The organism is Halalkalibacter sp. HAAS-P014 (assembly GCF_056619965.1).
Map to the genome: position 1 here is coordinate 42214 of NZ_JBWQTV010000003.1, position 26048 is coordinate 68261.

The 26048-nt window shown below is 37.3% G+C and carries 23 protein-coding genes and 2 tRNA genes; 24 read left to right on the top strand and 1 reads right to left on the bottom strand.

The annotated features are described in order from the left end of the window. Positions 1–10 precede the first annotated feature (10 nt). From dxs to AC1FXZ_RS02845, 9 genes are all read left to right on the top strand, one after another. Positions 11–1900: a 1-deoxy-D-xylulose-5-phosphate synthase gene (dxs, locus tag AC1FXZ_RS02805; RefSeq protein WP_480050777.1), complete on the top strand. Its 1890-nt coding sequence runs from the start codon at positions 11–13 to the stop codon at positions 1898–1900. 3 nt (positions 1901–1903) lie between these two features. Next, positions 1904–2740 (top strand): TlyA family RNA methyltransferase, encoded by an 837-nt coding sequence (locus AC1FXZ_RS02810; RefSeq protein WP_480051096.1) that lies wholly within the window; start codon positions 1904–1906, stop codon positions 2738–2740. Positions 2741–2928: 188 nt separating this feature from the next. After that, positions 2929–3378 carry a transcriptional regulator AhrC/ArgR gene (ahrC, locus tag AC1FXZ_RS02815; protein WP_480050779.1) on the top strand — a complete coding sequence of 150 codons (450 nt, stop codon included), beginning with the start codon at positions 2929–2931 and terminating at the stop codon, positions 3376–3378. A gap of 14 nt (positions 3379–3392) precedes the next feature. Then, positions 3393–5117 (top strand): DNA repair protein RecN, encoded by a 1725-nt coding sequence (gene recN / locus AC1FXZ_RS02820; RefSeq protein WP_480050781.1) that lies wholly within the window; start codon positions 3393–3395, stop codon positions 5115–5117. Between the two features lie 126 nt (positions 5118–5243). Further along, a complete protein-coding gene (gene spoIVB / locus AC1FXZ_RS02825) occupies positions 5244–6533 on the top strand; it encodes a SpoIVB peptidase (RefSeq protein ID WP_480050783.1) in 1290 nt (429 codons plus the stop codon). Between the two features lie 238 nt (positions 6534–6771). Further along, a complete protein-coding gene (gene spo0A, locus AC1FXZ_RS02830) occupies positions 6772–7572 on the top strand; it encodes a sporulation transcription factor Spo0A (protein WP_480050784.1) in 801 nt (266 codons plus the stop codon). Between the two features lie 330 nt (positions 7573–7902). Continuing rightward, complete coding sequence (gene steA, locus AC1FXZ_RS02835) at positions 7903–9030, top strand: putative cytokinetic ring protein SteA (protein ID WP_480050786.1); 1128 nt, start codon at positions 7903–7905, stop codon at positions 9028–9030. Beyond that, complete coding sequence (locus AC1FXZ_RS02840; RefSeq protein WP_480050788.1) at positions 9023–9691, top strand: glycosyltransferase family 2 protein; 669 nt, start codon at positions 9023–9025, stop codon at positions 9689–9691. The genes steA and AC1FXZ_RS02840 overlap by 8 nt, the downstream gene beginning before the upstream one ends. Further along, on the top strand, positions 9688–10497 hold the full coding sequence (locus AC1FXZ_RS02845; RefSeq protein WP_480050790.1) for a hypothetical protein: 810 nt from the start codon (positions 9688–9690) through the stop codon (positions 10495–10497). Before AC1FXZ_RS02840 ends, AC1FXZ_RS02845 begins: the two co-directional genes overlap by 4 nt. A 28-nt stretch (positions 10498–10525) precedes the next feature. Here the strand turns inward: AC1FXZ_RS02845 and AC1FXZ_RS02850 are convergent, their stop codons facing one another. Then, positions 10526–10765 (bottom strand): DUF2627 domain-containing protein, encoded by a 240-nt coding sequence (locus AC1FXZ_RS02850; protein WP_480050792.1) that lies wholly within the window; start codon positions 10763–10765, stop codon positions 10526–10528. 159 nt (positions 10766–10924) lie between these two features. Between AC1FXZ_RS02850 and AC1FXZ_RS02855 the strand changes: the two genes are divergently transcribed. The 15 genes from AC1FXZ_RS02855 to AC1FXZ_RS02925 all read left to right on the top strand — a co-directional run bounded on the left by AC1FXZ_RS02855 (position 10925) and on the right by AC1FXZ_RS02925 (position 26007). Next, a complete protein-coding gene (locus AC1FXZ_RS02855; protein WP_480050794.1) occupies positions 10925–12985 on the top strand; it encodes a sigma-54 interaction domain-containing protein in 2061 nt (686 codons plus the stop codon). 176 nt (positions 12986–13161) lie between these two features. Continuing rightward, complete coding sequence (gene bcd / locus AC1FXZ_RS02860) at positions 13162–14256, top strand: branched-chain amino acid dehydrogenase (protein ID WP_480050796.1); 1095 nt, start codon at positions 13162–13164, stop codon at positions 14254–14256. Positions 14257–14289: 33 nt separating this feature from the next. Further along, positions 14290–15711, top strand: coding sequence for a dihydrolipoyl dehydrogenase (lpdA, locus tag AC1FXZ_RS02865; protein ID WP_480050798.1), 1422 nt, complete (start codon positions 14290–14292; stop codon positions 15709–15711). A gap of 26 nt (positions 15712–15737) precedes the next feature. Beyond that, complete coding sequence (locus tag AC1FXZ_RS02870) at positions 15738–16733, top strand: thiamine pyrophosphate-dependent dehydrogenase E1 component subunit alpha (RefSeq protein WP_480050800.1); 996 nt, start codon at positions 15738–15740, stop codon at positions 16731–16733. A gap of 16 nt (positions 16734–16749) precedes the next feature. Further along, the gene (locus AC1FXZ_RS02875; protein ID WP_480050802.1) at positions 16750–17733 is read left to right on the top strand and encodes an alpha-ketoacid dehydrogenase subunit beta; all 984 of its coding nucleotides are present in this window, start codon (positions 16750–16752) and stop codon (positions 17731–17733) included. Between the two features lie 31 nt (positions 17734–17764). After that, complete coding sequence (locus AC1FXZ_RS02880) at positions 17765–19039, top strand: dihydrolipoamide acetyltransferase family protein (RefSeq protein WP_480051098.1); 1275 nt, start codon at positions 17765–17767, stop codon at positions 19037–19039. Between the two features lie 116 nt (positions 19040–19155). Next, on the top strand, positions 19156–19632 hold the full coding sequence (locus tag AC1FXZ_RS02885; protein WP_480050803.1) for a hypothetical protein: 477 nt from the start codon (positions 19156–19158) through the stop codon (positions 19630–19632). A gap of 134 nt (positions 19633–19766) precedes the next feature. Further along, positions 19767–20975, top strand: coding sequence for a metal ABC transporter solute-binding protein, Zn/Mn family (locus AC1FXZ_RS02890; RefSeq protein ID WP_480050805.1), 1209 nt, complete (start codon positions 19767–19769; stop codon positions 20973–20975). A 266-nt stretch (positions 20976–21241) separates the two neighbouring features. Then, on the top strand, positions 21242–21670 hold the full coding sequence (locus AC1FXZ_RS02895; protein ID WP_480050807.1) for a BrxA/BrxB family bacilliredoxin: 429 nt from the start codon (positions 21242–21244) through the stop codon (positions 21668–21670). A 122-nt stretch (positions 21671–21792) separates the two neighbouring features. After that, positions 21793–22155, top strand: a complete 363-nt coding sequence (locus AC1FXZ_RS02900) for a hypothetical protein (RefSeq protein WP_480050809.1) — start codon at positions 21793–21795, stop codon at positions 22153–22155. Positions 22156–22225: 70 nt separating this feature from the next. Further along, positions 22226–22300 (top strand) — tRNA-Arg (locus AC1FXZ_RS02905). 71 nt (positions 22301–22371) lie between these two features. Further along, positions 22372–22444 (top strand) — tRNA-Val (locus tag AC1FXZ_RS02910). Between the two features lie 400 nt (positions 22445–22844). After that, positions 22845–23831: a DUF3231 family protein gene (locus AC1FXZ_RS02915; RefSeq protein WP_480050811.1), complete on the top strand. Its 987-nt coding sequence runs from the start codon at positions 22845–22847 to the stop codon at positions 23829–23831. A 380-nt stretch (positions 23832–24211) separates the two neighbouring features. Next, a complete protein-coding gene (locus AC1FXZ_RS02920; protein WP_480050813.1) occupies positions 24212–24802 on the top strand; it encodes a hypothetical protein in 591 nt (196 codons plus the stop codon). Positions 24803–25338: 536 nt separating this feature from the next. Continuing rightward, a complete protein-coding gene (locus AC1FXZ_RS02925) occupies positions 25339–26007 on the top strand; it encodes a hypothetical protein (RefSeq protein WP_480050815.1) in 669 nt (222 codons plus the stop codon). Positions 26008–26048: the final 41 nt, after the last annotated feature.

Here is a 26048-nt window from a genome sequence, read left to right on the forward strand (position 1 = left end):
GGGTTCCTTTATGAAACTAGAGGAATTTAAAGACCCAAGCGATCTTAAAAATTATTCTAGAAAACAACTTGAAGATCTCGCAGAAGATATTAGACATTTTTTAATTGAGAAATTGTCGGTAACAGGGGGACACCTCGGACCTAATTTAGGTGTTGTTGAGCTAACACTTCTTTTACATCATCTCTTTGAAAGCCCGAAAGATAAATTCATTTGGGACGTTGGTCATCAAGCATATGTTCACAAAATTTTAACAGGTCGTGCAGATCAATTTGATAAGCTTCGTCAATATAAAGGCTTATGTGGCTTCCCGAAACGCAATGAAAGTGAGCACGATGTTTGGGAGACTGGACACAGTTCTACATCTCTTTCTGCTGCCATGGGAATGGCTACTGCTAGAGACCTAAAAGGAACAGATGAAAATGTCGTGGCGATCATTGGTGATGGCGCTTTAACAGGTGGAATGGCGCTTGAGGCATTGAATCATATAGGTCATGAACAAACCGATTTGATTGTCATTTTAAATGATAATGAAATGTCAATTGCACCAAATGTTGGTGCGCTGCATAACGTACTCGGTCGCTTGAGAACTGCTGGTAAGTATCACAAAGCGAAGGAAGAGCTTGAACAACTGATTAAGAAGATACCGGCATTTGGTGGGAAACTAGCATCGACTGCGGAGCGAGTTAAAGATAGCCTGAAGTATTTATTAGTGTCAGGTATTTTCTTTGAAGAGCTGGGCTTTACTTATTTAGGGCCTGTAGATGGACATGACCTCGATGACTTAGAAGAAAATTTAAAATATGCTAAAAAAACAAAAGGGCCAGTACTTGTTCATGTGTTGACGAAAAAAGGAAAAGGGTATGAGCCAGCCGAAAACGATGCAAAAGGAACATGGCATGGTTTGGGTCCATATAAAATTGAATCTGGTGAAGTAGTAAAAAAACCAGGACCACCTAGCTATAGTGGTGTATTTGCTGAAACGCTAAAGAAGATTGCGCGAGAAGATAAGCGACTTGTTGCCCTTACTGCAGCAATGCCCGGTGGAACGAAGTTAGATGTGTTTGCTAATGAGTTTCCTGAGAGGATGTTTGATGTAGGAATTGCAGAACAGCATGCAACGACAATGGCTGGAGGACTTGCTACACAGGGCATGAAACCTGTATTCGCAGTTTATTCAACCTTTTTACAACGTGGATATGATCAAGTCGTTCATGATATATGCAGACAGAATTTAAACGTTGTCTTTGCAATTGATCGAGCAGGTCTTGTTGGTGCAGATGGAGAAACGCATCAAGGGGTTTTTGATATTGCATACCTTAGACATTTACCTAATATGAAAATTCTGATGCCAAAAGATGAAAATGAATTGCAGCATATGCTCTATACGGCTACCAGTTATGAGGATGGTCCAATTGCTGTCCGTTATCCTCGAGGAAATGGTTATGGTGTTAAGATGGACCAAGAGTTAAAGCAGCTACCAATTGGTAAATGGGAAACGTTAAAAGAAGGTGTGGATGCCTGTATTTTAACATTTGGAACGATGATCCCTGTAGCTGAAGAAGTGGTAGATCGACTATCAAAATTAGGCTTTGATGTGAAATTGGTGAATGCAAATTCTGCCAAGCCATTAGACGAAGAGCTGTTACATGAGTTAGCTAAGGTGGAAATGCCAGTCTTAACATTAGAAGAAGCTGCTCTTCAAGGTGGCTTTGGTAGTGCTGTATTAGAGTTTTTCCATGACCACGACTATCACAAAATGGAAGTAAAGCGTATGGGAATTCCTGATAAATTTATTGAGCATGGAAGCGTATCAGAGTTACTTGAGGAGATTGGACTAACTTCAGCTAATGTCTCAGACCAACTCATTACAATGCTGCCAAAAAAAAGGCAAAGGGCGTAACGGATATTGAGTAAGAAAGAACGCTTAGATGTTTTACTAGTGGAAAGAGGATTGATTGAGACAAGAGAGAAAGCGAAGCGATCAATTATGGCAGGTCTTGTTTATTCAGGTACAGAGCGATTGGATAAACCAGGAGTAAAAATTGATCGAGACACTCCTCTTGAGTTAAAAGGAAAACTTTCTCCGTATGTTAGTCGTGGTGGTCTAAAGCTTGAAAAAGCAATTTCTCTTTTTGAGCTTAGTTTAAAGGATAAAGTAGTTATAGACATTGGTGCTTCAACAGGAGGATTTACCGATTGTTCCTTACAGAATGGTGCAAAAAGTGTTTATGCATTAGATGTTGGTTATAATCAATTAGCATGGAAGCTAAGACAGGATGAGCGCGTCACTGTGATGGAACGGACAAATTTTCGTTATGTGAAGCCAGATGATTTAAAGGAAGGTTTGCCTCAATTTGCTACAATTGATGTTTCCTTTATTTCATTAAAATTAATTTTACCTGTGCTTAAAACAATTCTTGTTCCTAATAGTGATGTAATAGCTTTAGTTAAGCCGCAATTTGAAGCAGGTCGCGAACAGGTAGGTAAAAAAGGAATTGTTCGTGAGAAGCACGTACATGAAGAAGTTTTAAAGAAAATTACGGAGTTTGCTGTTTCTGAAGGCTTCCTTGTATCTGGTTTAAGTTTTTCGCCAATAACTGGTGGAGAAGGTAATATTGAATTTCTAATGCATCTTCAATTAAAATCAAATTCAGAAAAAAGCCTAATTAATGAGAACATTAATATTTTGAAGGTTGTCGATGAAGCTCATCTTTCGTTCAAAATGGCTTCAAAGGAATAAGTTTTGAAAAAAATTCAGTCGCTCATTGACTGAGTTTTTTTGTTTATCAAGAAATTCATTTATGCATTTTCATCATAAAAGATGAATTTTTATTCTATTTCTCAGCAAATTTCGACCATAAATGTTGTATTAGTAGCTCAATACGTAGATAATGAAGATATGTAAGTTATAGAAATAGGTGGGAAAAAATGAATAAAGGACAAAGACATATAAAAATAAGGGAAATCATCGCAAACAATGAAATAGAAACACAAGATGAATTGGTGGAAGAATTACGCTTAGCTGGCTATAACGTAACACAAGCGACGGTTTCAAGAGATATAAAGGAATTGCACTTAGTAAAGGTCCCTATGATAGATGGTCGTTATAAGTATAGTCTCCCTGCAGATCAGCGCTTTAATCCTCTCCAAAAGCTTAAACGTGCTTTAATGGATAGTTTTGTTAGTATTGATCTTGCTGATAATTTGATTGTTATGAAGACATTGCCGGGAAATGCTAATTCGATAGGAGCTCTAATTGATAATTTGGATTGGGGCGAAGTTATGGGAACGATATGTGGAGATGATACAATCCTCATTATTTGTAAGAAGAAAGAAGAAGGACCAAATATCGCGCAACGATTTTTAGAGATGCTGTAAGGGTGTGACATGATATGTTAATTGAGTTATCAATTAGACATTTTGCGATTATCGATGAACTAACTGTTCAGTTTGAAAAAGGATTAACAGTTTTAACTGGAGAAACTGGAGCAGGTAAATCGATCCTAATTGATGCAATTGGTCTCTTGCTTGGTGGACGAGGCTCTGCAGAATTTGTTAGGCATGGAGAAAAGCGTGCAGAAATAGAAGGGTTGTTCATAGTTGACGAAAACCATCCTGTTATACAGAAAGCCTTGGAATTTGGTATTGATTCACAGGATGCAATGCTAATTTTACAAAGAAACATTACCTCTCAAGGGAAAAGTATTTGCAGAATCAATGGTAAATTGGTAACGTTAGCGATTTTACGTGAAATCGGACAAGCGTTAGTTGATATTCATGGTCAGCATGAACACCAAACTTTGATGCAGCCAGAAGAACATATAACGATGTTAGATGGATATGCTTTTAATGAACTAACCAAAACTCAAAAAGAATATCAAGCGTTATATCAACGCGCTCTAAATCTCCAAAAGCAAGTGATATCGCTCAGCAAAAATGAGCAAGAAATGGCTCAAAAAGTAGATCTTTTTCAGTATCAATTAGAAGAGATTGAAAAAGCGGATCTTCAACCGAGTGAAGATGATCAGTTAATGAATGAGCGACACAAATTAGCACATAGTGAGAAGTTGTATTCATTGTTACAAGATAGCTATTTGAGTCTGTATGGTGAGGGAAAAGGACTTGACTACTTATCAAATGCAGTTTCACATTTAGAAGAAGCTATGTCTATAGATGATGAGCTTAAAGAGCTATTTGAAACTGTTAGTAGTAGTTACTATTTATTAGAAGAATCAACATATACAATTAGAGATCGGATTGAGCAAATTGAATTTGACCCAAATCGGTTACAGTTTATTGAAGGACGACTCCATGAAATTCAACAATTAAAAAGAAAATATGGAGAAAACGTTGATGATATTTTGATTTATGCATCAAGAATAGAAGAGGAGTTAGACTCTATTCTAAATAAAGATGATCGAATCATAAAGCTTCAGGAGCAATTAGATGGTTTATGGCAGGATTTGGTAATAGAAGCAAAGGCACTTACAAACATTCGAAAACAAGCAGCTAAAGAGCTAACAGAAGCTATACATGAGCAGTTACGTTCATTGTATATGGAGAAAACGATCTTTGATGTTAGGGTTCAAGAAAAAGCTCCTACAAAACATTCCCCAGTGATAAACGGAAAGACGATTCCATTTAGTTCAGAAGGGGTTGATGCAGTGGAGTTTTTCCTATCTACAAATCCTGGAGAGCCATTGAAACCACTATCAAAAATAGCTTCAGGAGGTGAAATATCGCGTATAATGCTTGCTTTAAAATCGATATTTTCTAATCAACAAGGGATTACATCCGTAATCTTCGATGAAGTTGATACTGGAGTGAGTGGTCGGGTGGCACAGGCAATCGCTGAGAAGATTCATACTATTTCAATTGGATCTCAAGTTTTATGTATTACTCATTTACCTCAAGTCGCTGCAATGGCAGATTTCCACCTCTACATTCAAAAGCATGAAGAAAATGACCGAGTTAAAACGACGGTAAAGCAATTATCAACAAAAGAGAAAATAAATGAGATTGCTCGAATGATCTCAGGTGTAGAAGTTACAGAATTAACAAGAGAACATGCGAAAGAGCTGTTAGAACTTGCCAAATCGCATAAACAACCAGCTTGAAAAGCTAGCCAAAAAAGGATAGCTTTTTTCTTTTTCTTCTAGTTATAAATGTTGCACTCGAAGGCAACATTAATATTACAGCCAGTAACGGAGGTGTGTGGGCAAGGAGCTAGGAGAGTGAAGTGAGTGAGAGGCGATGCAGTAAGAAAAACAATAGGTATTCTTGTTTTGCTTTTTATAGTAAGTTTAGGTTTTTCTGATGGTGTACGTGAATGGGTTAAAGTTCCCACATCAATGACTGTCTTTGAAGGGGAATTAGCACCACTTGTGGATGCAACTCAATCACTTAAAGCTGTTACAGCAACTGCTGCGCCATCAGCACTTACTTTTCAAATGAGTGGAACAAGCGAAAAAGAAGCAAGTGATAAAGCTACAGTTGAAGTTGCGGGATTTCCTGTTAAAAGTATTGATGTTAATGTTCTTCCAAAAACGGAAGTTATCCCTGGTGGACAATCAATTGGAGTAAAACTCAACACAGAAGGAGTCCTTGTTGTAGGTCACCATTTAATTGAAAGTGAAGATGGAAGTAAATCACCTGGTGAAGTAGCTGAAATTGAAGTCGGTGACATGATAACAAAAATTGATGACCATGAAATTCAACGTATGAGTCAAGTTGGAGAGTATGTTCAGGCTGCTGGTGAAGAAGGGCGCAAATTAAAAATTGAGGTAAAACGTGATAATGAACTGATAAAAAAAGATTTGACGCCAATTAAAGCAAAGGGAGAGCATTCTTATCGTATGGGGCTTTATATTCGCGATTCAGCAGCTGGTGTAGGAACATTAACTTTTTATGATCCTGATTCAAAAAAATACGGTGCTTTGGGTCATGTCATCTCTGATGTGGACACCCAAAAACCAATTGTTGTTCACGATGGTCAAATAATTCGATCCTCAGTTACATCAATTGAAAAAGGTAGTAATGGAGACCCAGGAGAAAAACTAGCAAGTTTATCTAACAAACGAGATGTATTAGGTAATATTGAAAAAAATAGTCCCTTTGGCATATTTGGGACATTGAAAGAAGCAAACTTAAAAAATGATATTCATGATAAAAAAATGCCGATTGCTCATTCAACACATGTAAAAGAAGGGCCGGCGAAAATCTTGACCGTAGTAGAAGGTGAAGATGTTGAAGAATACGATATTGAAATTGTAAGCTCGGTTCCGCAAAAGCAACCGGCTACAAAAGGAATGGTGATCAAAGTAACTGATCCTAAGTTACTTGAAGCCACAGGTGGAATCGTACAAGGGATGAGTGGAAGTCCTATTATCCAAGATGGGAAAATTATTGGTGCAGTAACTCATGTCTTTGTTAACGATCCAACGAGTGGTTATGGATGCCACATCAGTTGGATGCTGGAAGAAGCAGGGGTTACTGATCATTTTACAAATAAACAGGGAGCCAAAGCGAGTTAATTCGTTTTGGCTTCTTTTCCGTATTTTTTTGTGGTATGATAAAATTGTTAAAGAAAATTCGACAAAGTCAAACTTTGAGATTTGTCAATGCGCAAATCAAGTCGAAATAAGTAGTAAAAAGAAGAATGAGTTAGCAATAGTAAAAAAACCTAAATAAATCTTGAAAAAATAAAGGAATTTAAAAATCATTGTCGAAAACCTAAGTTATGGCAGATAAAAGGACAGAGGAGGCTTTTCCGTGCGAAAAATAAAAGTTTGTATTGCTGATGATAATCGTGAGTTAGTCAATCTACTCAATGAATACATAACAGCTCAGGATGACATGGAAGTTATAGGAACTGCGTATAACGGTCAAGAATGCTTAAGTTTAATTGAGGATCAAAAACCAGATGTATTAATTTTGGATATCATAATGCCCCATTTAGATGGGTTGGCGGTATTGGAAAGAATTAATAAGACAAACATGAGTAATAAGCCGAACATAATCATGCTCACAGCGTTTGGGCAAGAGGACGTTACGAAGAAGGCAGTTGACCTTGGAGCTGCGTACTATGTCCTAAAACCATTTGATATGGAAGTACTTATTTCTAATATTCGTGAAGTAAGTGGACAATCAAAATCTTTTGTGCAACAAGCACCGATGAACTCATTTATTTCTAGTCCGAAAGCAGCAGAGAATCAAACATTTAATTTAGATGCAAGCATAACGAGTATTATTCATGAAATCGGGGTACCAGCTCATATAAAAGGCTATATGTATTTACGAGAAGCTATTACAATGGTCTATAATGATATTGAGTTATTGGGTTCGATTACTAAAGTTTTATATCCCGATATCGCTAAGAAATTCAATACGACATCTAGTAGGGTTGAACGTGCAATCCGACATGCTATTGAAGTTGCATGGAGTCGAGGTAATATTGATTCGATCTCAAGTTTATTTGGATATACAGTAAGTCATTCAAAGGCAAAACCTACTAATTCTGAATTTATTGCCATGGTTGCTGATAAGTTAAGGATTGAGCATAAAGTTTCATGAAATGAATTTAATAAAGATCGAGATTAAAAAACATTTGTGTTTGATATTCAAGCACAAATGTTTTTTCTATCTAAGAGTATAAATTGGAGGCATCGTCACCCGTGAAAAATAGCTAGGACCATAATTTAACAGTGAAAGAGGGTGATATTGTAGTGTTTATTGCTGCAACATTAAGTAGAAAAATTTTAGTTTGATTCCTCAATTTTTTTAGAAAGAAAATTGCTAGTGAAATTGTTAGATATAATTAAATAAAAGTTCTATTCGGGATTGATAAATAAAATCGTGAAAACTGCTCATATTATGACCAAACGGTGCAAAGAGGGTTTTCATATGATGAATCTTATAAAAGGACCTATCTATGAACATGAACATACTAAAAAATTGCTACATTATCTACCTAGTCGGAGTATTGTATTTTTATGGCACGAGGATTTGGATGGAGTAGCAGTGGATGGACTTATTGAAGCCAAGGTGAAAGCGGTCATTAATGCCAAAACTTCAATGACTGGACAATATGCGCAACATCATGTCCATAATCTCCTTCGTGCTGGAATTCCGGTTTTTGATATTGAACAAACGTTTCAAAAGGATAGAACGTTTCAAGGAGAAGAGGCGATTATTTTCTCAAACGAGTTTTATATTAATGAAAAAGAACAGCCTATCCTAGTTGCAAAGCTGCATCCGTATACAGAAAAGCTTATTGAGCAAAAAGGCAGATTGGCAATGGAAAACTATTCAAATCAATTTATAAATTTTGTACAAAATACGTTAAAATATGCAGAAAAAGAATGTGATTGGTTTAAAGAAGACCCGTCGATTCCTTCATCGCTATCAGTTATGAATCAGAAAGATGTTTTCATTGTTGCAAGGAATACGAAGTATGAGAAGGATATTAAAGCTATACGTCATATCCTGAAGAAAAAAAATAAAGTTGTAGTAGCGGTTGATGGAGCTGCTGATGGACTTCTTAAGCAGAAAATAATACCTGATTTTATAATTGGGGATATGGATTCAATTAGTAAAAACGCTGTACACTGTGGAGCGAAACTTATTTGTCATGAACACTTGAATGGTTACTCACCAGGGAAAGAAAGGTTAAAAGAAATGGGGTTACAAGCCGAAACAATTCGTTTTGTAGGAACGAGTGAAGATGTAGCTATAACAGCATCATATTGGTCAGGTGCAGAACGAATGTATCTGATAGGTTGTCGAACGGGCATGACAGAATTCCTTGAAAAAGGCAGAGCTGGTATGGGATCTACTTGGTTGTGCCGTATTCAAGCAGGTGAGAAAATTACTGATTTAAAAGGAATTCATACACTGATTAGTCCACCATCAATGTTTCCTTTAGGAGAAAGAAAGAAGAAAATGAAACGATCAATCTTCGAAACGTTACAACACGTAATCGGTGATCGTGTGTCCCCATGGAAAAAGAAAGAGGTGCTTCGCCATGATTGATACTTCATTTATAATAGCTGCTTACAATGAAGAAGCGAGCATTGAAAAAACAATAAAAGCAATTTCTAATCAGCTAACTAAAACTTCTGAAATCATTATTGTCAATGATGGTAGTACGGATAAAACAGAAGAAATAGCGAAAAAGTATACGGATAATGTGATCTCATACCCTGATAATCAAGGAAAAGGCTACGCGATTAAACGTGGATGGTGTGAGGCGACGGGGGAAGTTATTGTTTGTTTAGATGCTGATCTTGAAGAATCAGCAAGTGAAGTTTTCTCTCTTATCGATCCAATTAAGCAGGGGAAGGCTGATATGACCATCTCGATTATAAGGCCAGGTAGTAAAGCTGGAATGGGATTTGTAAAACGGAGGGCACAAGCTATAGTCTATCGCCAAACGGGGATAAAATTAGAGGCGCCATTATCTGGTCAAAGGGCGTTCCACCGAAAGTGGTTATCAGTATTGCTGAATAAAACTTATCATGGTTTTGGGATAGAGACCAAAATGACCATTGATTTGTTAAGAGCAGGGGCTCGATGTCTTGAGATTCCAACGAATATGAAACACCGTGAAATGGGACGGGATTTAAAAGGGTTTCTACATCGCTTCAAACAATGGACTGATATTGAAAAACAACTAAGAGGAGTCAGGCCATGACTTTGATCTTTTTTCTATCTTTGCTAGCTGTGGCTTATGGGAGCTTACTACTATTTCATAAGTTGAACTTAGGTGTACTGAATTACAAAGGAAAGTATATACCTTATAGTATAGGGGTAATCATTGTTTATGCTTATATGTATTTCTATTTGCTTACACCACAAAATAATGAATCAATCACTTTGAGTACCTTGATATTCATACTTTCTATTTGGGTGCTTGGGATTATTGATGATGTCTTCGGTAAGCCTTACCCAAAAGGGTTAAAAGGACATATGGTTTATGCGCTTGATAAAGGCATTATAACAACTGGTTTGCTAAAGGCAGTAGGAACAATTGTGGCTGCATTATTTTTCTTGTGGATGCAGCCATTGTCGTCATTTTTAGCAACTGTAGTTGCGCTGCTGTTATTAACTGGACTTCCTCATCTTATGAATTTATTTGATACAAGGCCATTAAGAGTATGGAAGGTAGCCATTTGTTTGATGGTCACACTAATAACCATAAGTAGTTCGTCCTCCTTGCTTTTGATGTCGATGATAGCTTTTGTCTTTATTGTTTGGTTTGTAATTGAAGGTTCGCAAAGGGCTATGTTGGGCGATAATGGGGCAACGGTGATTGGAGCAATTTTGGCAGTATTAATCGTTAACCATTTATCAATTCTCAATCAAATGATTACGCTTTTTTTCATTTTCGCTTTTATTGCGTTAGCCGAGAAGTATTCATTCTCTAAGATTATTGAAAACTCGACAATCCTTTCAATGATTGATGAACTTGGTGTGATAAATAAACAGCAAAGAGGGTGACTCCATTAATTAGGAGTCACCCTAAATTTTACTTTTTTCTTTGAAATCTGGGAGCGATTTTTCCGTTTTTTCGATCGCGATAAAAAATAAAGCCACCGATAAAACTTAACCCAGCAAAGAATAAAACAAGTCCGATAAAAAACTGCAACGATAAATTTGGAAAAGGGCTATTAATTATTTGAAAAATGGTGTCTCTCATTAATTTAATCCCGTAACCTGCAATTACTCCTGGTATAACTAGAATCATTAAAGCAATAAAGCGTCCCATGAAGCGCATCCTCTTTCATATATATACTGTAATACTATCTTAACGAAAAATCTTCATTGTGTACATGTTAGAGGTTGCATTTTTGTGTCATTTGCGTAATGATAAAGGAGGATAATTGTTAGTAGAAGTTAAGACCAAGTCATAAAAGGGGGCTAATTAATGAAACGAGCAGTTATCATTGGTGCTGGTCGAGGTGGGACAGCTTTGTTTCAGATGCTCATGAATATGGAATACATTCAAGTTATAGCAGTGTATGATTTAGAGCAGACAGCCCCGGGTATGAAAGAGGCAGAATTACATAATGTAAGAACTGGATCAGATTGGAAAGAGTTAAAAAATGAAGAGGTTGATTTTATTTTTGAATCTACTGGTGATCCCAATGTACTAATAGAAATAAGAAAAACGATCCGACCAACAACAACGATAGTTCCATCTCAACTTGCGCGTCTTTTCTATTCCTTATTGCATGAGAAAGATGAACTGATTCAATGTTTGAATGAACAGATGTCGATACAAGAGACGATATTAAATTCAACCTATGATGGTATGATTGCTATCAATTTAGATGAAACTATTTTAATTTTTAATGAGGCTGCTGAACGTATATCAGGATTAGATGCTACAAAAGTAATTGGGCGTTCTATAACTGAGGTTATGCACTCTACTGGTTTACCTCGCGTTTTGAAAACTCAACGCGCTGAGGAAAATCGAAGACAACAATTGCAAAACGGGACAAGTATTGTCACAACTAGGGTACCGATGATTGAAAAGGGACGTTGCATCGGAGCGTTAGCCGTCTTTAAAGATGTAACGGATATCGAATCAATGTCTGATCAAGTAGTTAGTTTAAGAAATATACAAACGTTACTTGAAGCCATTATTCAATCTTCAAATGATGCTATTTCTGTTGTTGATGAGAACGGAATTGGTTTAATGATCAATCCAGCGTACACTAGATTAACGGGATTGCAACCAGAAGAAGTGATAGGGCATCCGGCTACAGCTGATATATCTGAAGGAGAGAGTATGCATCTTCAAGTTCTAGAAACAGGTAAAGCTGTAAGAGGAGTTCCTTTGAAGGTCGGTCCGAATAAAAGAGATGTTATTGTCAACGTTGCTCCGATAACTGTTGATGGCAAAAAACGTGGCAGTATTGGAGTCATTCATGACGTTTCTGAATTGAATTTTTTACATTCTCAGCTTGAGCAGGCAAACAAGCGCCTAGAAACATTAGAAGCGAAGTATTCATTTAATGAGATTGTTGGAATGTCTACAGAAATGAAAATGGCAATTGAGCAGGCGAAATTAGCTGCTTTAACGCCAGCAACAATCTTGTTAAGGGGGGAGTCAGGAACAGGCAAAGAATTATTTGCTCATGCTATACATAATGAAAGTACTCGTAGGAATTATCCTTTTGTTAGAGTGAATTGTGCAGCTTTATCGGAAAATTTACTTGAAAGTGAGCTATTTGGTTATGTAGAAGGGGCATTTTCTGGGGCAAAACGTGGAGGAAAACGTGGTTTGTTTGAAGAAGCAAATAAAGGCAGCATTTTTCTTGATGAATTAGGGGAACTTTCGAGTTCGATGCAAACGAAATTACTGCGAGTGTTACAAGAGCAAGAGATTGTCAAGGTTGGAGGGACAAAGCCAACTTCCATCAATGTTCGAATTATCGCAGCAACAAATACAAATTTGGAAAAGGCGATTAGTGATAAACGGTTTCGTGAAGACCTTTATTATCGCCTAAACAAATTTCCGATTTCGATTCCTCCTTTAAGAGAAAGAACGGATGACCTTGAATTGCTCGTAATTCATTTATTATCTAAGTTAAATAGCGATTATGGCCGATATATTCAATCGATTTCGGAAGAGGCGTTAGCTTATTTATGCCGTTATCAATGGCCGGGGAATGTTCGTGAGCTCGAGAATGTTTTAGCGAGGACAATGATTTATATGGAGCCTGCTAGTCAACGGATAGAACGACATCATTTACCTCCTTTGTCTCCCCCAATTGAAACGTCAAGTGCTTTGATGCCTAATGGCAATATTAATGGGGAAACAGAAACAGGTGATCTCCAACAGCTAGTGAATGATTATGAAAAAGCTATCATTACTAAGACTCTTAAAGACAACAAAGGGAACAGAACCCAGACAGCGAAAGCCCTTGGAATCTCGATTCGGACTTTATATTATAAAATTGAAAAGTATGGTATTGCGTAATTTTGCATGCAAATAATTGCGCAAACATGAAAAAAATTGCGCGTTTTATTTTTGAATGTAATCGTTTTGTGAAGACTAAGAAGAGGTATGCCTACTTTAACTTTGTGGCATAGAAATTGCAAAAAGTAGGTAAAGAGTCATCTGAAAAAAGATGACTTATTCAAGGAGGCTACAACATGAATTTATTCTCATATATGGAAACCTACGATTATGAACAAGTCGTAGTTTGTCAAGATAAATTATCTGGCTTAAAAGCAATCATTGCGATACATGATACAACTCTTGGACCTGCTCTAGGAGGAACAAGAATGTGGATGTATGATACAGAGGCTGATGCCTTTGAGGATGCATTACGTTTAGCTAAAGGGATGACATATAAGAATGCCGCTGCGGGACTTAATCTTGGAGGAGGAAAAACCGTTATTATTGGTGACCCAAGAAAAGATAAAAGTGAAGAGATGTTCCGTGCTTTTGGACGTTACATTCAAGGGTTAAATGGTCGTTATATTACAGCAGAAGATGTCGGTACTACTGTTCAAGATATGGATACTATTTATGAAGAAACAGATTATGTAACAGGAATTTCACCAGCATTCGGTTCATCTGGTAATCCTTCACCAGTTACGGCGTATGGGGTTTATGTAGGTATGAAAGCCGCAGCTAAGGAAGCGTTCGGTTCAGATGAGTTAGCTGGAAAAACGGTTGCAGTTCAAGGTGTGGGGAATGTTGCTTATCACTTATGTAAACATCTACATGAAGAAGGTGCATCTTTAATTGTTACGGACATAAATAAAGAGGCTGTTCAACGTGCGGCTATGGACTTTAATGCGAAAGTAGTTGATGTTTCTGACATTTACGGTGTGGATTGTGACATTTTTGCACCATGTGCATTAGGAGCGATCATTAATGATCAAACGATTCCAAAGTTAAAAGCCAAAGTTATTGCTGGGGCTGCAAATAATCAGCTGAAAGAAGAACGTCATGGAAGTTTAATTCATGAAATGGGCATCGTTTATGCACCGGACTATGTTATTAATGCAGGTGGAGTAATAAATGTAGCAGATGAGTTAAGTGGATATAACAGTGAGCGTGCGTTAAAGAAAGTAGAGGGCATTTATCAAAATATAGAAAAAGTATTTGAAATTGCCAAACGTGATCAGATTCCAACATTTAAAGCTGCAGATCGTATGGCAGAAGAGAGAATCGAACGTATGAGGAGATCAAGACGCCAATTTTTACAGAATGGTCAACATATTTTATCCCGTAGATAAAAAGTAATACAACCTTTTAGGGAGGGAACAAGCATGGCTGAGGAATACGATTTAGTTATATTAGGAGCCGGGACAGGTGGTTATGTTGCTGCCATTCGCGCGGCACAACACGGCATGAAAGTTGCCGTTGTTGAAAAAGAAAAGGTCGGAGGGACTTGCTTACACAATGGGTGCATTCCGAGTAAGGCTTTACTACGGAGTGCGGAGGTGTATAGCACGGCTAAGAGGGCAGATGAATATGGCGTTGTCACTGGAGAAGTGAACCTTGATTTTAGCAAAGTTCAGAAAAGAAAAGATTCCATTGTCGACCAATTGCATCGTGGTGTTAAGCACTTGTTAAATAAAGGGAAGGTTGATGTGTATGAAGGTATAGGTCGTATTCTTGGGCCGTCAATTTTCTCGCCGACACCAGGGACGATCTCTGTAGAGCGTTCCGATGGGGAAGAGAATACAATGCTGATTCCAAAGTATGTTCTTATTGCGACAGGGTCTTCTCCACGTGAACTACCGGGGCTAATAGCCGATGGCAAATACGTACTGAATTCAGACCATGCTCTTTCCCTAGATGTATTGCCGACATCTATCATAATCATAGGTGGAGGAGTCATTGGAATTGAGTGGGCATCGATGCTAAATGACTTTGGGGTAGATGTTACGGTTGTAGAATATAGTGAACAAATACTTCCATCCGAAGATATTGATATTGCCAAGGAAGCAACAAAAGTTCTAAAATCTAAAGGGATTAAGATTGTTACTAATGCTGAAGTGTTACCAGAGACATTGGAAAAAGGAAAAGGTGTTACGGTTAGTGTTCTGCAAAATGGACAGGAGACAACGTATCATGCCGATCAATTATTACTCTCGGTTGGCCGAAGAGCCAATGTTTCTGATATTGGCTTAGAAAATACGGATATCCAAGTTGAAGACAGTGTGATTACAGTTAATGAATTTAATCAAACGAAAGAGTCACATATGTATGCTATAGGAGATGTAATCGGTGGAATGCAGTTAGCTCATGTTGCCTCCCATGAGGGGATCGTGGCTGTCGATCATATGGCAGGCAAAAATCCTGAACCGTTAAATTATGATACGGTTTCAAAATGCATCTATAGTAATCCTGAAATAGCAAGTGTCGGATTGACCGAGAAGGAAGCGAGCATTCAAGGTTATGATGTGAAGATTGGATCATTCCCTTTTAAAGCAATTGGTAAGGCTTTAGTTTTCGGGGAGTCGGATGGGTTTGTGAAAGTTGTTGTTAATGAGGAGAATGACGATATTTTGGGTGTTCATATGATCGGCCCTCATGTTACAGACCTTATTTCGGAAGCAGCTTTAGCAAAAGTGTTAGATGCTGCTCATTTTGAAGTAGCTGAAATGATTCATCCACACCCAACATTATCCGAAGTTATAGGCGAAGCGGCTTTGGCTGTTGATGGTCTTGCCATTCATTTATAAAAAGTTTTCATGAGGGAGGAAGTAAGATGACTGAAAATCGACACTCAAAATTGGGTCTATCTGACATAACGGTTGTTGAGATGTATAAAACGATGTTGCTTGCACGGAGAATTGATGAACGTATGTGGCTTTTAAATCGTGCAGGAAAAATTCCTTTTGTCGTATCATGTCAGGGACAGGAGGCGGCGCAAGTTGGGGCAGCATTTGCACTAGATAATAAAAAGGATTATATTTTGCCTTATTACCGTGACATGGGGGTTGTATTAACATTTGGTATGACAGCAAGGGAACTAATGTTATCTGCATTCGCTAAAGCTGAAGATCCTAATTCAGGTGGACGTCAAATGCCTGGTCATTTTGGTCAAAAGAAAAATCGTATTGTAACTGGATCTTCGCCTGTTACGACCCAAGTGCCACATGCTGTTGGAATTGCGTTGGGTGGCAGAATGGAAGGCAAAGATTTTGTTACATTCACAACGTTTGGCGAAGGGTCATCGAATCAAGGAGACTTTCATGAAGGAGCTAACTTTGCAGGGGTCCATAAGCTTCCAGTTATTTTCATGTGTGAAAATAACAGATACGCCATTTCGGTTCCGATTGAGAAGCAATTAGCTTGTGAAAAGGTATCAGACCGAGCAATTGGTTATGGGATGCCAGGTGTAACGGTTGATGGTAATGATCCTTTAGCCGTATACGAAGCGGTTAAAGAAGCAACTGATCGTGCGAGAAATGGAGAAGGCCCGTCTCTTATTGAAACGCTATCTTATCGCTTAACTCCTCATTCAAGTGACGATGACGATCGTGCATATCGTTCGCGTGAAGAAGTGGAAGAAGCGAAGAAGCTTGATGCAATCTTTACTTTTACTGATTATTTAAAAGCAACTGGTGTTTTAACAGAAGAGATAGAAAGCAAGATAGAGAAAGAAATAGAAGCTATTATTAATGATGCGACTGAATATGCAGAACAGGCTCCATATGCAGATCCAGAAAGTGTTATGAAGTACACGTACGCAGAAGAGTAGAAAGGGGGAGAATAAGATGGCTGTTATTTCCTATATCGAGGCTGTAACACTAGCATTACGAGAAGAAATGGAACGCGATGAGAAAGTATTTGTACTTGGAGAGGACGTTGGTGCTAGAGGTGGAGTATTTAGAGCAACCAATGGACTTTATGAACAATTCGGTGAGCAGCGAGTAATTGACACACCGTTAGCTGAATCAGCAATTGCAGGTGTCGGAATTGGAGCAGCAATGTATGGGATGAAGCCTGTTGCTGAAATGCAATTTGCTGATTTCATCCTGCCAGCTGTGAATCAAATTATTTCTGAAGCAGCAAAAATTCGCTATCGATCGAATAATGATTGGAGCTGTCCAATAACAATCCGAGCTCCTTATGGTGGGGGCGTTCATGGAGCACTCTATCACTCTCAATCAGTAGAAGCGATTTTTGCCAATGTACCCGGATTGAAAATTGTGATGCCTTCAACACCATATGATGTGAAAGGCTTATTAAAAGCAGCTATACGAGATCCAGACCCAGTCCTATTCTTTGAACATAAACGTGCTTATCGTTTAATTAAAGGTGAAGTTCCAGAAAATGATTATACACTGCCAATTGGCAAAGCTGATGTGAAGCGTGAAGGTGAAGATATTACTGTCATTACGTATGGTTTAGCGGTTCATTTTGCCTTGCAAGCAGCTGAACGCCTTGAAAAAGAGGGGGTTCATGTTCATATTGTTGACTTGCGCACGGTCTATCCATTAGATAAAGAAGCGATAATAGAAGCGGCAAGCAAAACAGGAAAAGTGTTACTTATTACTGAAGATAATAAAGAAGGAAGCATTATGGGTGAAGTAGCTGCTATTATTGCTGAACATTGCTTATTTGATTTGGATGCTCCTATAAAACGATTAGCAGGACCTGATGTACCCGCTATGCCATATGCTCCAACGATGGAAAAGTATTTTATGATTAATCCGGATAAGGTCGAAAAAGCGATGCGTGAGTTAGCTGAATTTTAAAACGCTAGGAGGGAAGCGAGTGGCGACAGAAATGACGATGCCCCAGTTAGGGGAAAGTGTTACTGAAGGTACCATTAGCAAATGGCTTGTAGTACCAGGTCAATTTGTTAATAAATACGATCCAATCGCAGAAGTCATGACCGATAAAGTAAATGCAGAGGTCCCATCTTCGTACACAGGGACGATTAAAGAGCTTCGTGTTCAAGAGGATGAAACGGTCGAAGTTGGAGTGGTTATCTGTACAATTGACGTAGAAGGGGAGACTACTACTTCTAATAATGCTGTTTCCGGTAGTAATCTGCAAAGTTCTACGAGTCAAGCGCCTAACCCCCAATCTGATCAATCACAGAAACGTCGTTATTCACCAGCAGTACTTCGTATGGCACAAGAACACGATATAGACCTTGAACATGTTGTTGGATCAGGTAAAGGTGGTCGTATTACACGTAAAGACCTTCAACGGTTAATTGATAGTGGAGAAAAGCTTAACCCTATTACTAAACTAGATTCAGCTGTAACTAATAAGGTTCAAGATCAACCCTCTGCAAAGGTTGAAGAAACACCTTTGAAAGAAGTGTCTATTGATATGGCCAAAGGAGATAAGGAAATTGCTGTTTCTGGTGTGCGTAAGAAAATCGCACAAAATATGGTTAAGAGTAAACATGAAGCGCCACATGCTTGGATGACCATTGAAGTAGATGTAACCAATCTTGTGAAGTATCGAAATCAAATAAAAGATTCTTTTAAAGAAAAAGAAGGCTTTAACCTAACGTTCCTTCCATTCTTTATTAAAGCAACTGTAGAAGCACTAAAAGAATACCCACAGCTTAATTCAATGTGGGCAGGAGATAACATTGTACAAAGGAAAGATATCAATATTTCACTAGCTGTAGCAACAGAGGAAGCTTTATTTGTTCCAGTACTAAAAAACGCGGATGAGAAAACAATTAAAGGATTAGGGAAAGAGGTTCAAGACTTAGCGAATAAAGTACGCAAAGGGAAAATAAGTAGCGAGGATATGCAAGGTGGAACCTTCACAGTAAACAATACCGGTTCATTCGGCTCAGTACTCTCAGCACCGATTATTAATCATCCCCAAGCCGCAATTCTATCAATTGAATCGATTGTAAAACGTCCTGTTGTTATAGAAAGTGATGCTGGTGATATGATTGCGATTCGCAGTATGGTAAACTTATGCTTATCGCTTGATCATAGAGTATTAGATGGTTTAGTTTGTGGACGTTTCTTAGCTAGTGTAAAAGAGAAGCTCGAAAACATGAATGATACAAATACATCTATTTATTAAAAAAAGTCTGTTAAGCTGTTTAGAAAATATTTCTTAACAGCTTTTTATTGTTTTTACATGAAATGGGTACATCTTGGTTATTCTATAACTAACAGAAAGGAAAGGGTGTCCAATTCATGAAACGTTTTCACCAGTTGTTTATTCTTGCGCAAATTGTTTTACTAGCTTCCGTTGTTCTCACATCATTGGCACCTGTTAAAGCAGAAGTACCAAATGAAGATCTTGAGCAGGAATGCTGTCAACATGAACAAGAAATAAATAAGCAATTAAAGGTTCATCTTGATTATTACTATGAATTATTAGCTGAAAAATACGCGCCAAGTGAGATAGAGAAATGGAAAGAAATACGCTCAGAACGAGATTTGTTACAAAAGAAACTAAAGGAAGCAAAGAAAAAAGGTGAGCTTGAAAACGGAGAGGCTATAGGGAAAGAATGGCTTGATGAACATAAAGAATTAACAACGGCCTTTAATGTTGCAATTGAAAAGCGAGACGAAGAACAACTTCGTATACTTTTACCAAAGTTGTTTGATCATTATAAGAAATTAAATGATGTCTATAGAGAACGACTTAACATTGTTAATAATCCATAGTCACAAACTTAAAAAAGACTTATCTTCAGAGTAGAAGATAAGTCTTTTTGATAAATTTTCATTTACAAATCGTAAGAGTTACGATACAATCTGTAACAGTTGATAAAACGTAATTGTTACGAAAGGGGATTATTATGAAGAAATTATCGAGTTTGTTTGCTTTTATCCTTATTCTTTCTGCATTTTTAGCAGCATGTGGAGGGGGTAACGAGCAAGCGTCAGAACAAACTGATGACGAAGCAGAGACGGAAGAATTAAATGAGGAAGTTGAATCATTGGAATTATTTACAACTATTTTCCCTCTTGAGGATTTTGCTACTAAAATCGGAGGTGAGTTTGTAAATGTAACGAATTTAGTTCCAGTGGGAGCAGATGCCCACACTTTTGAACCGACAGCCCGTGAAATGATTAGTGTCGCTGAAGGGGATGCGTTTATATATAATGGTGCGGGGCTTGAAGGTTTTGTTGATGCCTTAATTGAAACACTTGAAGGCGAAGATGTAGCCATCGTTCAAGCGTCAGAAGGTATTGAGCTGCTTGGTTATGATGATGAGCACGGCCATGATGAGCATGCGCACGAAGAGGACGATGACCACGATCACGGCCATGATGAGCATGCGCACGAAGAGGACGATGACCACGATCACGGCCATGATGAGCATGCGCATGAGGAAGACGATGACCACGATTACGGCCATGATGAGCATGCGCATGAGGAAGACGATGATCACGACCACAGCCATGATGAGCATGCACACGATGAGGACAACGATCACAGCCATGATGAGCATGCACATGAGGAAGATCATGATCACAGCCATGATGAAGATCCACATGTATGGTTAGATCCGATTTTATCGATTACACTTGCTGAAAATATTAAAAATACTCTTATTGAATTAATGCCGGAACAAGAAGAATTGTTCACAGCTAACTTTGAAGAAGTAAAGGCTGAGCTAGAAGCAATAGATGCAGAGTTTCAAGAAATGGTTGATGATGCAGAAAAAGATACATTTCTTGTTTCGCATGCCGGATATGGTTATTGGGAAGAGCGCTATGGCGTAAGACAAATTGGTATTTCAGGTATTTCACCAACAAACGAGCCTTCACAACGCCAGTTACAAGAGATTATCGAATATGCAGATGAGTACGGCTTAGAGTATGTGATGTTTGAACAAAACATACCTGTAAAAGTAGCTGAAATTGTCAAGGATGAGGTTGGAGCAGAAGCTCTCTATCTTCATAACCTAGAAGCGTTAGTTTCAGAAGATGTCGAGAATGATGAAGATTATTTTAGTCTAATGAGAAAAAATATTGAAGCATTGAAGACGGCGCTTCAGTAATAATTAATTCGTATGCAGGTAATATTGAGGGATGACTAAAAGGGCAGACTTGACTGGCTCGATTTGTCATCCTTCTTTTTGTGTTAATGAGGTTTCCATCAGATATTAGTTGAATATACAAAAGTATACTCATATATAGCGTAAATGTCGTGATTTAGTTATTGATATAATTCCCAATAGATTCTAAAATAAGCAAAAAGATTGGTTTTCTTATTGGAACAGGTTACAATAAGAACATAAGAGAAGATTGAAAGGTGGTTAACGGTATGCAATTTAATTTCTTTATGAATGATGTTGTTAATACGGCTCGACAAGAAATGGTAGAAGCAGGTTATGAGCAATTACAAACACCTGAAGAAGTTGATGAAATATTGAAAAAAGAAGGAACAACACTTGTGATGGTGAATTCTGTTTGTGGTTGTGCAGGTGGGATTGCGCGTCCAGCAGCAGCATACATGAAAAATTATGAAACAAAACCAGATCGTTTTGTTACTGTTTTTGCTGGACAAGACAAAGAGGCAACGGCACGAGCTCGAGAGTTCTTTACTGGATATGCTCCGTCCTCTCCTTCATTTGCGTTGTTAAAAGATGGTGAAATCAAAACAATGGTAGAGCGTTTTGAGATTGAAGGACATGAACCAATTCAAGTTGTACAAAAGTTAGAAAAAGCCTTTGATGACTATTGTAAAGAATAATAGTTGTTGATTTAGAGACTGTCTCAGAAGAGTCTGAGATAGTCTCTTCTTGATTGGTTTGAAACAGTTAAAATAAAATATGTTATAATCATTTAGAAGTTAAAGAAGGAGAGTGCAATTAAATGCAAGCTTTATATGATCAAATTCAAGTATACTTAAATATGGATGAGGAAATTCCATTCAAAGAATTTAGTGATTTTTACAGGAAAGTCCTTGCAGAGCTAGGCGAGGTCAATGAAAGTTTAGATGAAGAAGGAATTTGGAAAAGTCTTTTCATCGTTGAAAATGTAATGTCTAATGCAGAAGGCCGAGCGAATCAAACAAAAGGCTCAGAATCAAAAAAGTATGCAAAAATGGCACAACGTCTGCAATTATGGGCGAAAAACCTTGCTGGACGTTTAGGTGAAGCTGGCTATACAGAAGAGGATATTAGCGAGCGCTTCAACAAAATGCTTGAAGAAGGAACACCAACGGAAGCAAAATAAAAAAAAGAGGACAGTAGCATTGACAACTGTCCTCTTTTACGTTATATTAAAACATGTCGCTTATGAATACGCGCCTATGGTGAAAGGGATATCATTCAAGATTCCGGTTCTTGCGTTGTAGGTTCGAGTCCTACTAGGCGCGCCAAAATTTGTTGACAAGTTCCTAGCAATCAAGTATATTAATTATGTCATGGCAATAAGCACCACATATAACTTGATCCGTTAGCTCAGCTGGGAGAGCGCCACCTTGACAGGGTGGAGGTCATTGGTTCGAGCCCAATACGGGTCATTATAACAGTACCTAGAAACCCCCTTGAAATTCAAGAGGGGTTTCTTTTTAATTAGACTAGTACAATTTCATTTTTAGGTAGGTAAATTATTTTGTAAACTAAAAGCAGTTCCTAATGAGTTCTTCCCACCCAACGCACAACTATAAAAAAAGGCTTGTGCAATACATCATCTATTTATCGGGAAATGGGGCCACCGTTGAACGGGTTGCATTGCTACCCAACGGTTTAAGTGTTTGTCTATGATTTTTTAGTAAGTTTCTCTTAATTCTATTTAATAATGGCAGTAAGTTCATCAAAAATTACAACAATATATGCCGTCGTTAAGACTTTCTTAAGGTCAGGAATAAATAATTAAAAACAACAAATCATAACAGTAATTATGTTATAAGGAGAGAGAAGATGATAGAAGAGCATCCAACCAGATTAACGTCTTCAGAAATTGCTGTACTTTGGAGTAGTTTTCAAAACAATAGCATGTCAGTTTGTGTTTTTAAGTATTTTTTAGAAAATGTTGATGATGAAGAAATCAAATCAGTTATAGAATACGCACTACAGATCTCAGAAGAAAACCTTAGCCGATCAGAACAAATTCTTAGAGAGGACAAACAATCTATTCCGGTTGGTTTTAAAGATGAGGATGTTAACCCCAATGCCCCTCGTCTTTACTCAGATACTTATTATTTATACTACATTAAAAATATGGCCAAGGTAGGAATATCCGTTTACGGTGTGGCTCTTGCAACTTCAACAAAATCAAGTGTACGTGATCTTTTAAGTAAAGCAATACAAACATCGACACATTTGTACAACAAAACAAGTGATGTTCTATTATCTAAAGGATTATTTGTAAGACCGCCTTATGTTTCAACAACGAATGAAATTGATTTTATCGATCAAAAAAATTATAAAGGTGGTCTATTAACTATAAACCGTAGACCAGTTAATGTGATTGAAATTACTCATGTCTATGCCAATATTGAAACCAATTTAGTCGGACAAGTATTATTAACTGGACTTACACAAGTTGCAAAGTCTAAAGAAGTACGTAAATATTGCAATAAAGGAAAAGATATAGCTACCAAACATGTTAAACTGTTCTCCTCCATTTTAACTGACGAGGATATTTCTGTACCAATGCCATCAGACCTTAAAGTATTTAACTCAGAAATAGCACCTTTTTCCGATAAACTAATCATGTTCCATACAGCGCTATTGATACAATCGAGTACCTCAAACTACGCAACCGCAGCTGCAGCTAGTTTACGAACAGATATAGTTACAACGTACGCTCGCTTGACAACAGAGGTCACTGGCTACGCTAATGATGGTGTAAACATTATGATTGATAATAGTTGGCTAGAAGAACCACCTCAGAAAGTAAATTAAAAAAATTTTTTCTAATCAATAACGTGGATAAATCAGATGGAAGCCAAAATTGGATTAGATTTGGTGTATAAATCATAGTTAGCTCTCTTTTTATAGATGACAACAAGCAGAAAAGGTAGGAGAATAAAATATTCATGAGCAGATGGCTCATAAAAACAAAAAATGCAATAAAAAAGCCATGTTAGACAAAGGTCTAGCGTGGCTTTCTCATTTAAAAATATTTTAGCTTCACCTTAGACAATAAACGATAAACTGCTATATAAAGGTTACATAATTTGACAATGATTTTAGTGGTTTAGTAGAATAAAGACTAGTTTGGTAAAAAGAGTGTGCTCAATAAGAACTAAAACTAAATTAAGTATTAAAAGGCGGTATGTACTTTGAGAAAAGCTATAGCATTATTTTTACTCGCAGGTGTTATTGGATTCGCTTCTATATATGTAATTGACAATGAAAGTGGAAACGAAGAAGGTGTCACTTATGAAGAAGTAGAAGAGACTGACATTTTAGAAGTTACAATTGAAGAGCCTGATGTAGTATCTGAAGCACAAGAAACCGAACAGATAGAGAATCAAGCCGCCGTACACGAGATGATAAGCGAAACACATGAAGCTTTGAACAAAATGACAGGGTGGGGCAATCACACTAAATATCAAGATCCTACAAGTGAGAATTGGGAAGAGATTACACGTACCCTTCAGTCCCACGCAGATAATATGGAGGCTGCAAGTGAATTTGTAGAAGGAGATTTGATGGGAGATCTTCAAAACTTTGTACATGTTACACGATTAGCAGCCGATACTCATGATCATACAGCACTACTATATTCACATCGAATTATTCACGATGTTGATACAATTTATAACGATAAAGAAAAATCGACGTTCAATGCCGCAAAGATTGCCTCTTGGGGAGGTTCAGCAAAGAGGATGATCGAGAATTTGCTTGAAGAGGAAGGAAGCAACGAATAATATCGTTGGTTCTTTTTTTGGTATGCAATTTAAAAATTAGTAGACGAAATCCTTGTACTAGTTCTTATTGGCTGTGTACTTTGCAAATTATAAGGTTATTTTCTTTAAGTTCTGGTTTTGATAATTGGTTGCTTTAATACCCTAATGGGTATAAAATATACCTATTAGGGTAAGTAACTGGAGAAGGAGTGTTAACGATGGAAGAGAAAGATAAACTTTGTACAACAGGGACAGGTCAGTGAGGCTTCATAAAAGAAAGGACAGAAGGAAATAAGGTGAAAAAAACACCTATATGACCTGCTGTTTATTTGTGGTTCCTGGTAGGGGCTATTTTTGTGATTTATAGCGTTGTAGGAATGGTCATCTCATTTTGAGCAGCTTAATAAACATGTTTACTATAAAATGATAAATAGAATAAGAAGCATATCTTTACGAAAGTATGCTTCTTATTTTTCATTAGACAATTAAGCACTTTCTTAAACGTTTCTTAATATTGATCATGTATAAATTAATAGGTAGGAAAAGAGGAGGTAATTATGGGTGAAGCAATAGAAGTAGGCTCCATTCGACTTCCGATAACGTGGATCTTTATCGGATTAGGGTTAGTAGGCGCATACATAGCAATTAGTATCCGGATAAATAAAACAAACTTATATAAAAAACAAATAATGGATTCATTATTTAACGCGGTTTTTCTAGGGTTTATAATTTGGAAAGTGAGTTATGTGTTGTTTAACCCAGCTCATGCTTTATCATATCCACTTGGTATACTTTATTTTGATGGGGGACAAAAGGGAATTATCTTAGGCGTTATCATTGGCACTATTTATCTCTATTTTCATTCTTCTAAGCATAATACAAAAATAAGGTATTATGGTGACCTTTCTTTAACTGGTTGGCTCGCCTTTACAGGGATCTATTATCTTTTTTTCATAGGTGAAAATCCTTTTTATTATACCGGACAGGTTTTATTAGCATCAGTATTACTTTTCATGACTTTTTTTAGAGATAAGGCGATAGGAAATATAAATACGTTAGCTAACTTAATTTTAACTTATAGTCTTGTTCAAATCTTCTTGCAATATTTTTCTTATCATTCTTCCTACTTTTTAGGCTTTACGATGCTGCAAATTGTCTTTATCGTAATTTCATTATTTATAGTGGCTTTTCAAATGAACAAAAGTGGGGCAGAGACTGTAGATTAATCGAAGACAAAGAAGAATTTTTAATCTAGAAAGGATGAGAA

Excerpts from the sequence above, each read along its gene's own strand:
- AC1FXZ_RS02890 (WP_480050805.1), top strand. The coding sequence starts at position 19,767 with ATGAAGAAATTATCGAGTTTGTTTGCTTTTATCCTTATTCTTTCTGCA.
- bcd (WP_480050796.1), top strand. The coding sequence starts at position 13,162 with ATGAATTTATTCTCATATATGGAAACCTACGATTATGAACAAGTCGTA.
- lpdA (WP_480050798.1), top strand. The coding sequence starts at position 14,290 with ATGGCTGAGGAATACGATTTAGTTATATTAGGAGCCGGGACAGGTGGT.
- recN (WP_480050781.1), top strand. The coding sequence starts at position 3,393 with ATGTTAATTGAGTTATCAATTAGACATTTTGCGATTATCGATGAACTA.
- AC1FXZ_RS02895 (WP_480050807.1), top strand. The coding sequence starts at position 21,242 with ATGCAATTTAATTTCTTTATGAATGATGTTGTTAATACGGCTCGACAA.
- AC1FXZ_RS02925 (WP_480050815.1), top strand. The coding sequence starts at position 25,339 with ATGGGTGAAGCAATAGAAGTAGGCTCCATTCGACTTCCGATAACGTGG.
- AC1FXZ_RS02915 (WP_480050811.1), top strand. The coding sequence starts at position 22,845 with ATGATAGAAGAGCATCCAACCAGATTAACGTCTTCAGAAATTGCTGTA.
- AC1FXZ_RS02845 (WP_480050790.1), top strand. The coding sequence starts at position 9,688 with ATGACTTTGATCTTTTTTCTATCTTTGCTAGCTGTGGCTTATGGGAGC.
- AC1FXZ_RS02870 (WP_480050800.1), top strand. The coding sequence starts at position 15,738 with ATGACTGAAAATCGACACTCAAAATTGGGTCTATCTGACATAACGGTT.
- AC1FXZ_RS02875 (WP_480050802.1), top strand. The coding sequence starts at position 16,750 with ATGGCTGTTATTTCCTATATCGAGGCTGTAACACTAGCATTACGAGAA.
- dxs (WP_480050777.1), top strand. The coding sequence starts at position 11 with ATGAAACTAGAGGAATTTAAAGACCCAAGCGATCTTAAAAATTATTCT.
- ahrC (WP_480050779.1), top strand. The coding sequence starts at position 2,929 with ATGAATAAAGGACAAAGACATATAAAAATAAGGGAAATCATCGCAAAC.
- AC1FXZ_RS02880 (WP_480051098.1), top strand. The coding sequence starts at position 17,765 with ATGACGATGCCCCAGTTAGGGGAAAGTGTTACTGAAGGTACCATTAGC.
- steA (WP_480050786.1), top strand. The coding sequence starts at position 7,903 with ATGATGAATCTTATAAAAGGACCTATCTATGAACATGAACATACTAAA.
- AC1FXZ_RS02885 (WP_480050803.1), top strand. The coding sequence starts at position 19,156 with ATGAAACGTTTTCACCAGTTGTTTATTCTTGCGCAAATTGTTTTACTA.
- AC1FXZ_RS02840 (WP_480050788.1), top strand. The coding sequence starts at position 9,023 with ATGATTGATACTTCATTTATAATAGCTGCTTACAATGAAGAAGCGAGC.
- AC1FXZ_RS02850 (WP_480050792.1), bottom strand. The coding sequence starts at position 10,765 with ATGGGACGCTTTATTGCTTTAATGATTCTAGTTATACCAGGAGTAATT.
- AC1FXZ_RS02855 (WP_480050794.1), top strand. The coding sequence starts at position 10,925 with ATGAAACGAGCAGTTATCATTGGTGCTGGTCGAGGTGGGACAGCTTTG.
- AC1FXZ_RS02900 (WP_480050809.1), top strand. The coding sequence starts at position 21,793 with ATGCAAGCTTTATATGATCAAATTCAAGTATACTTAAATATGGATGAG.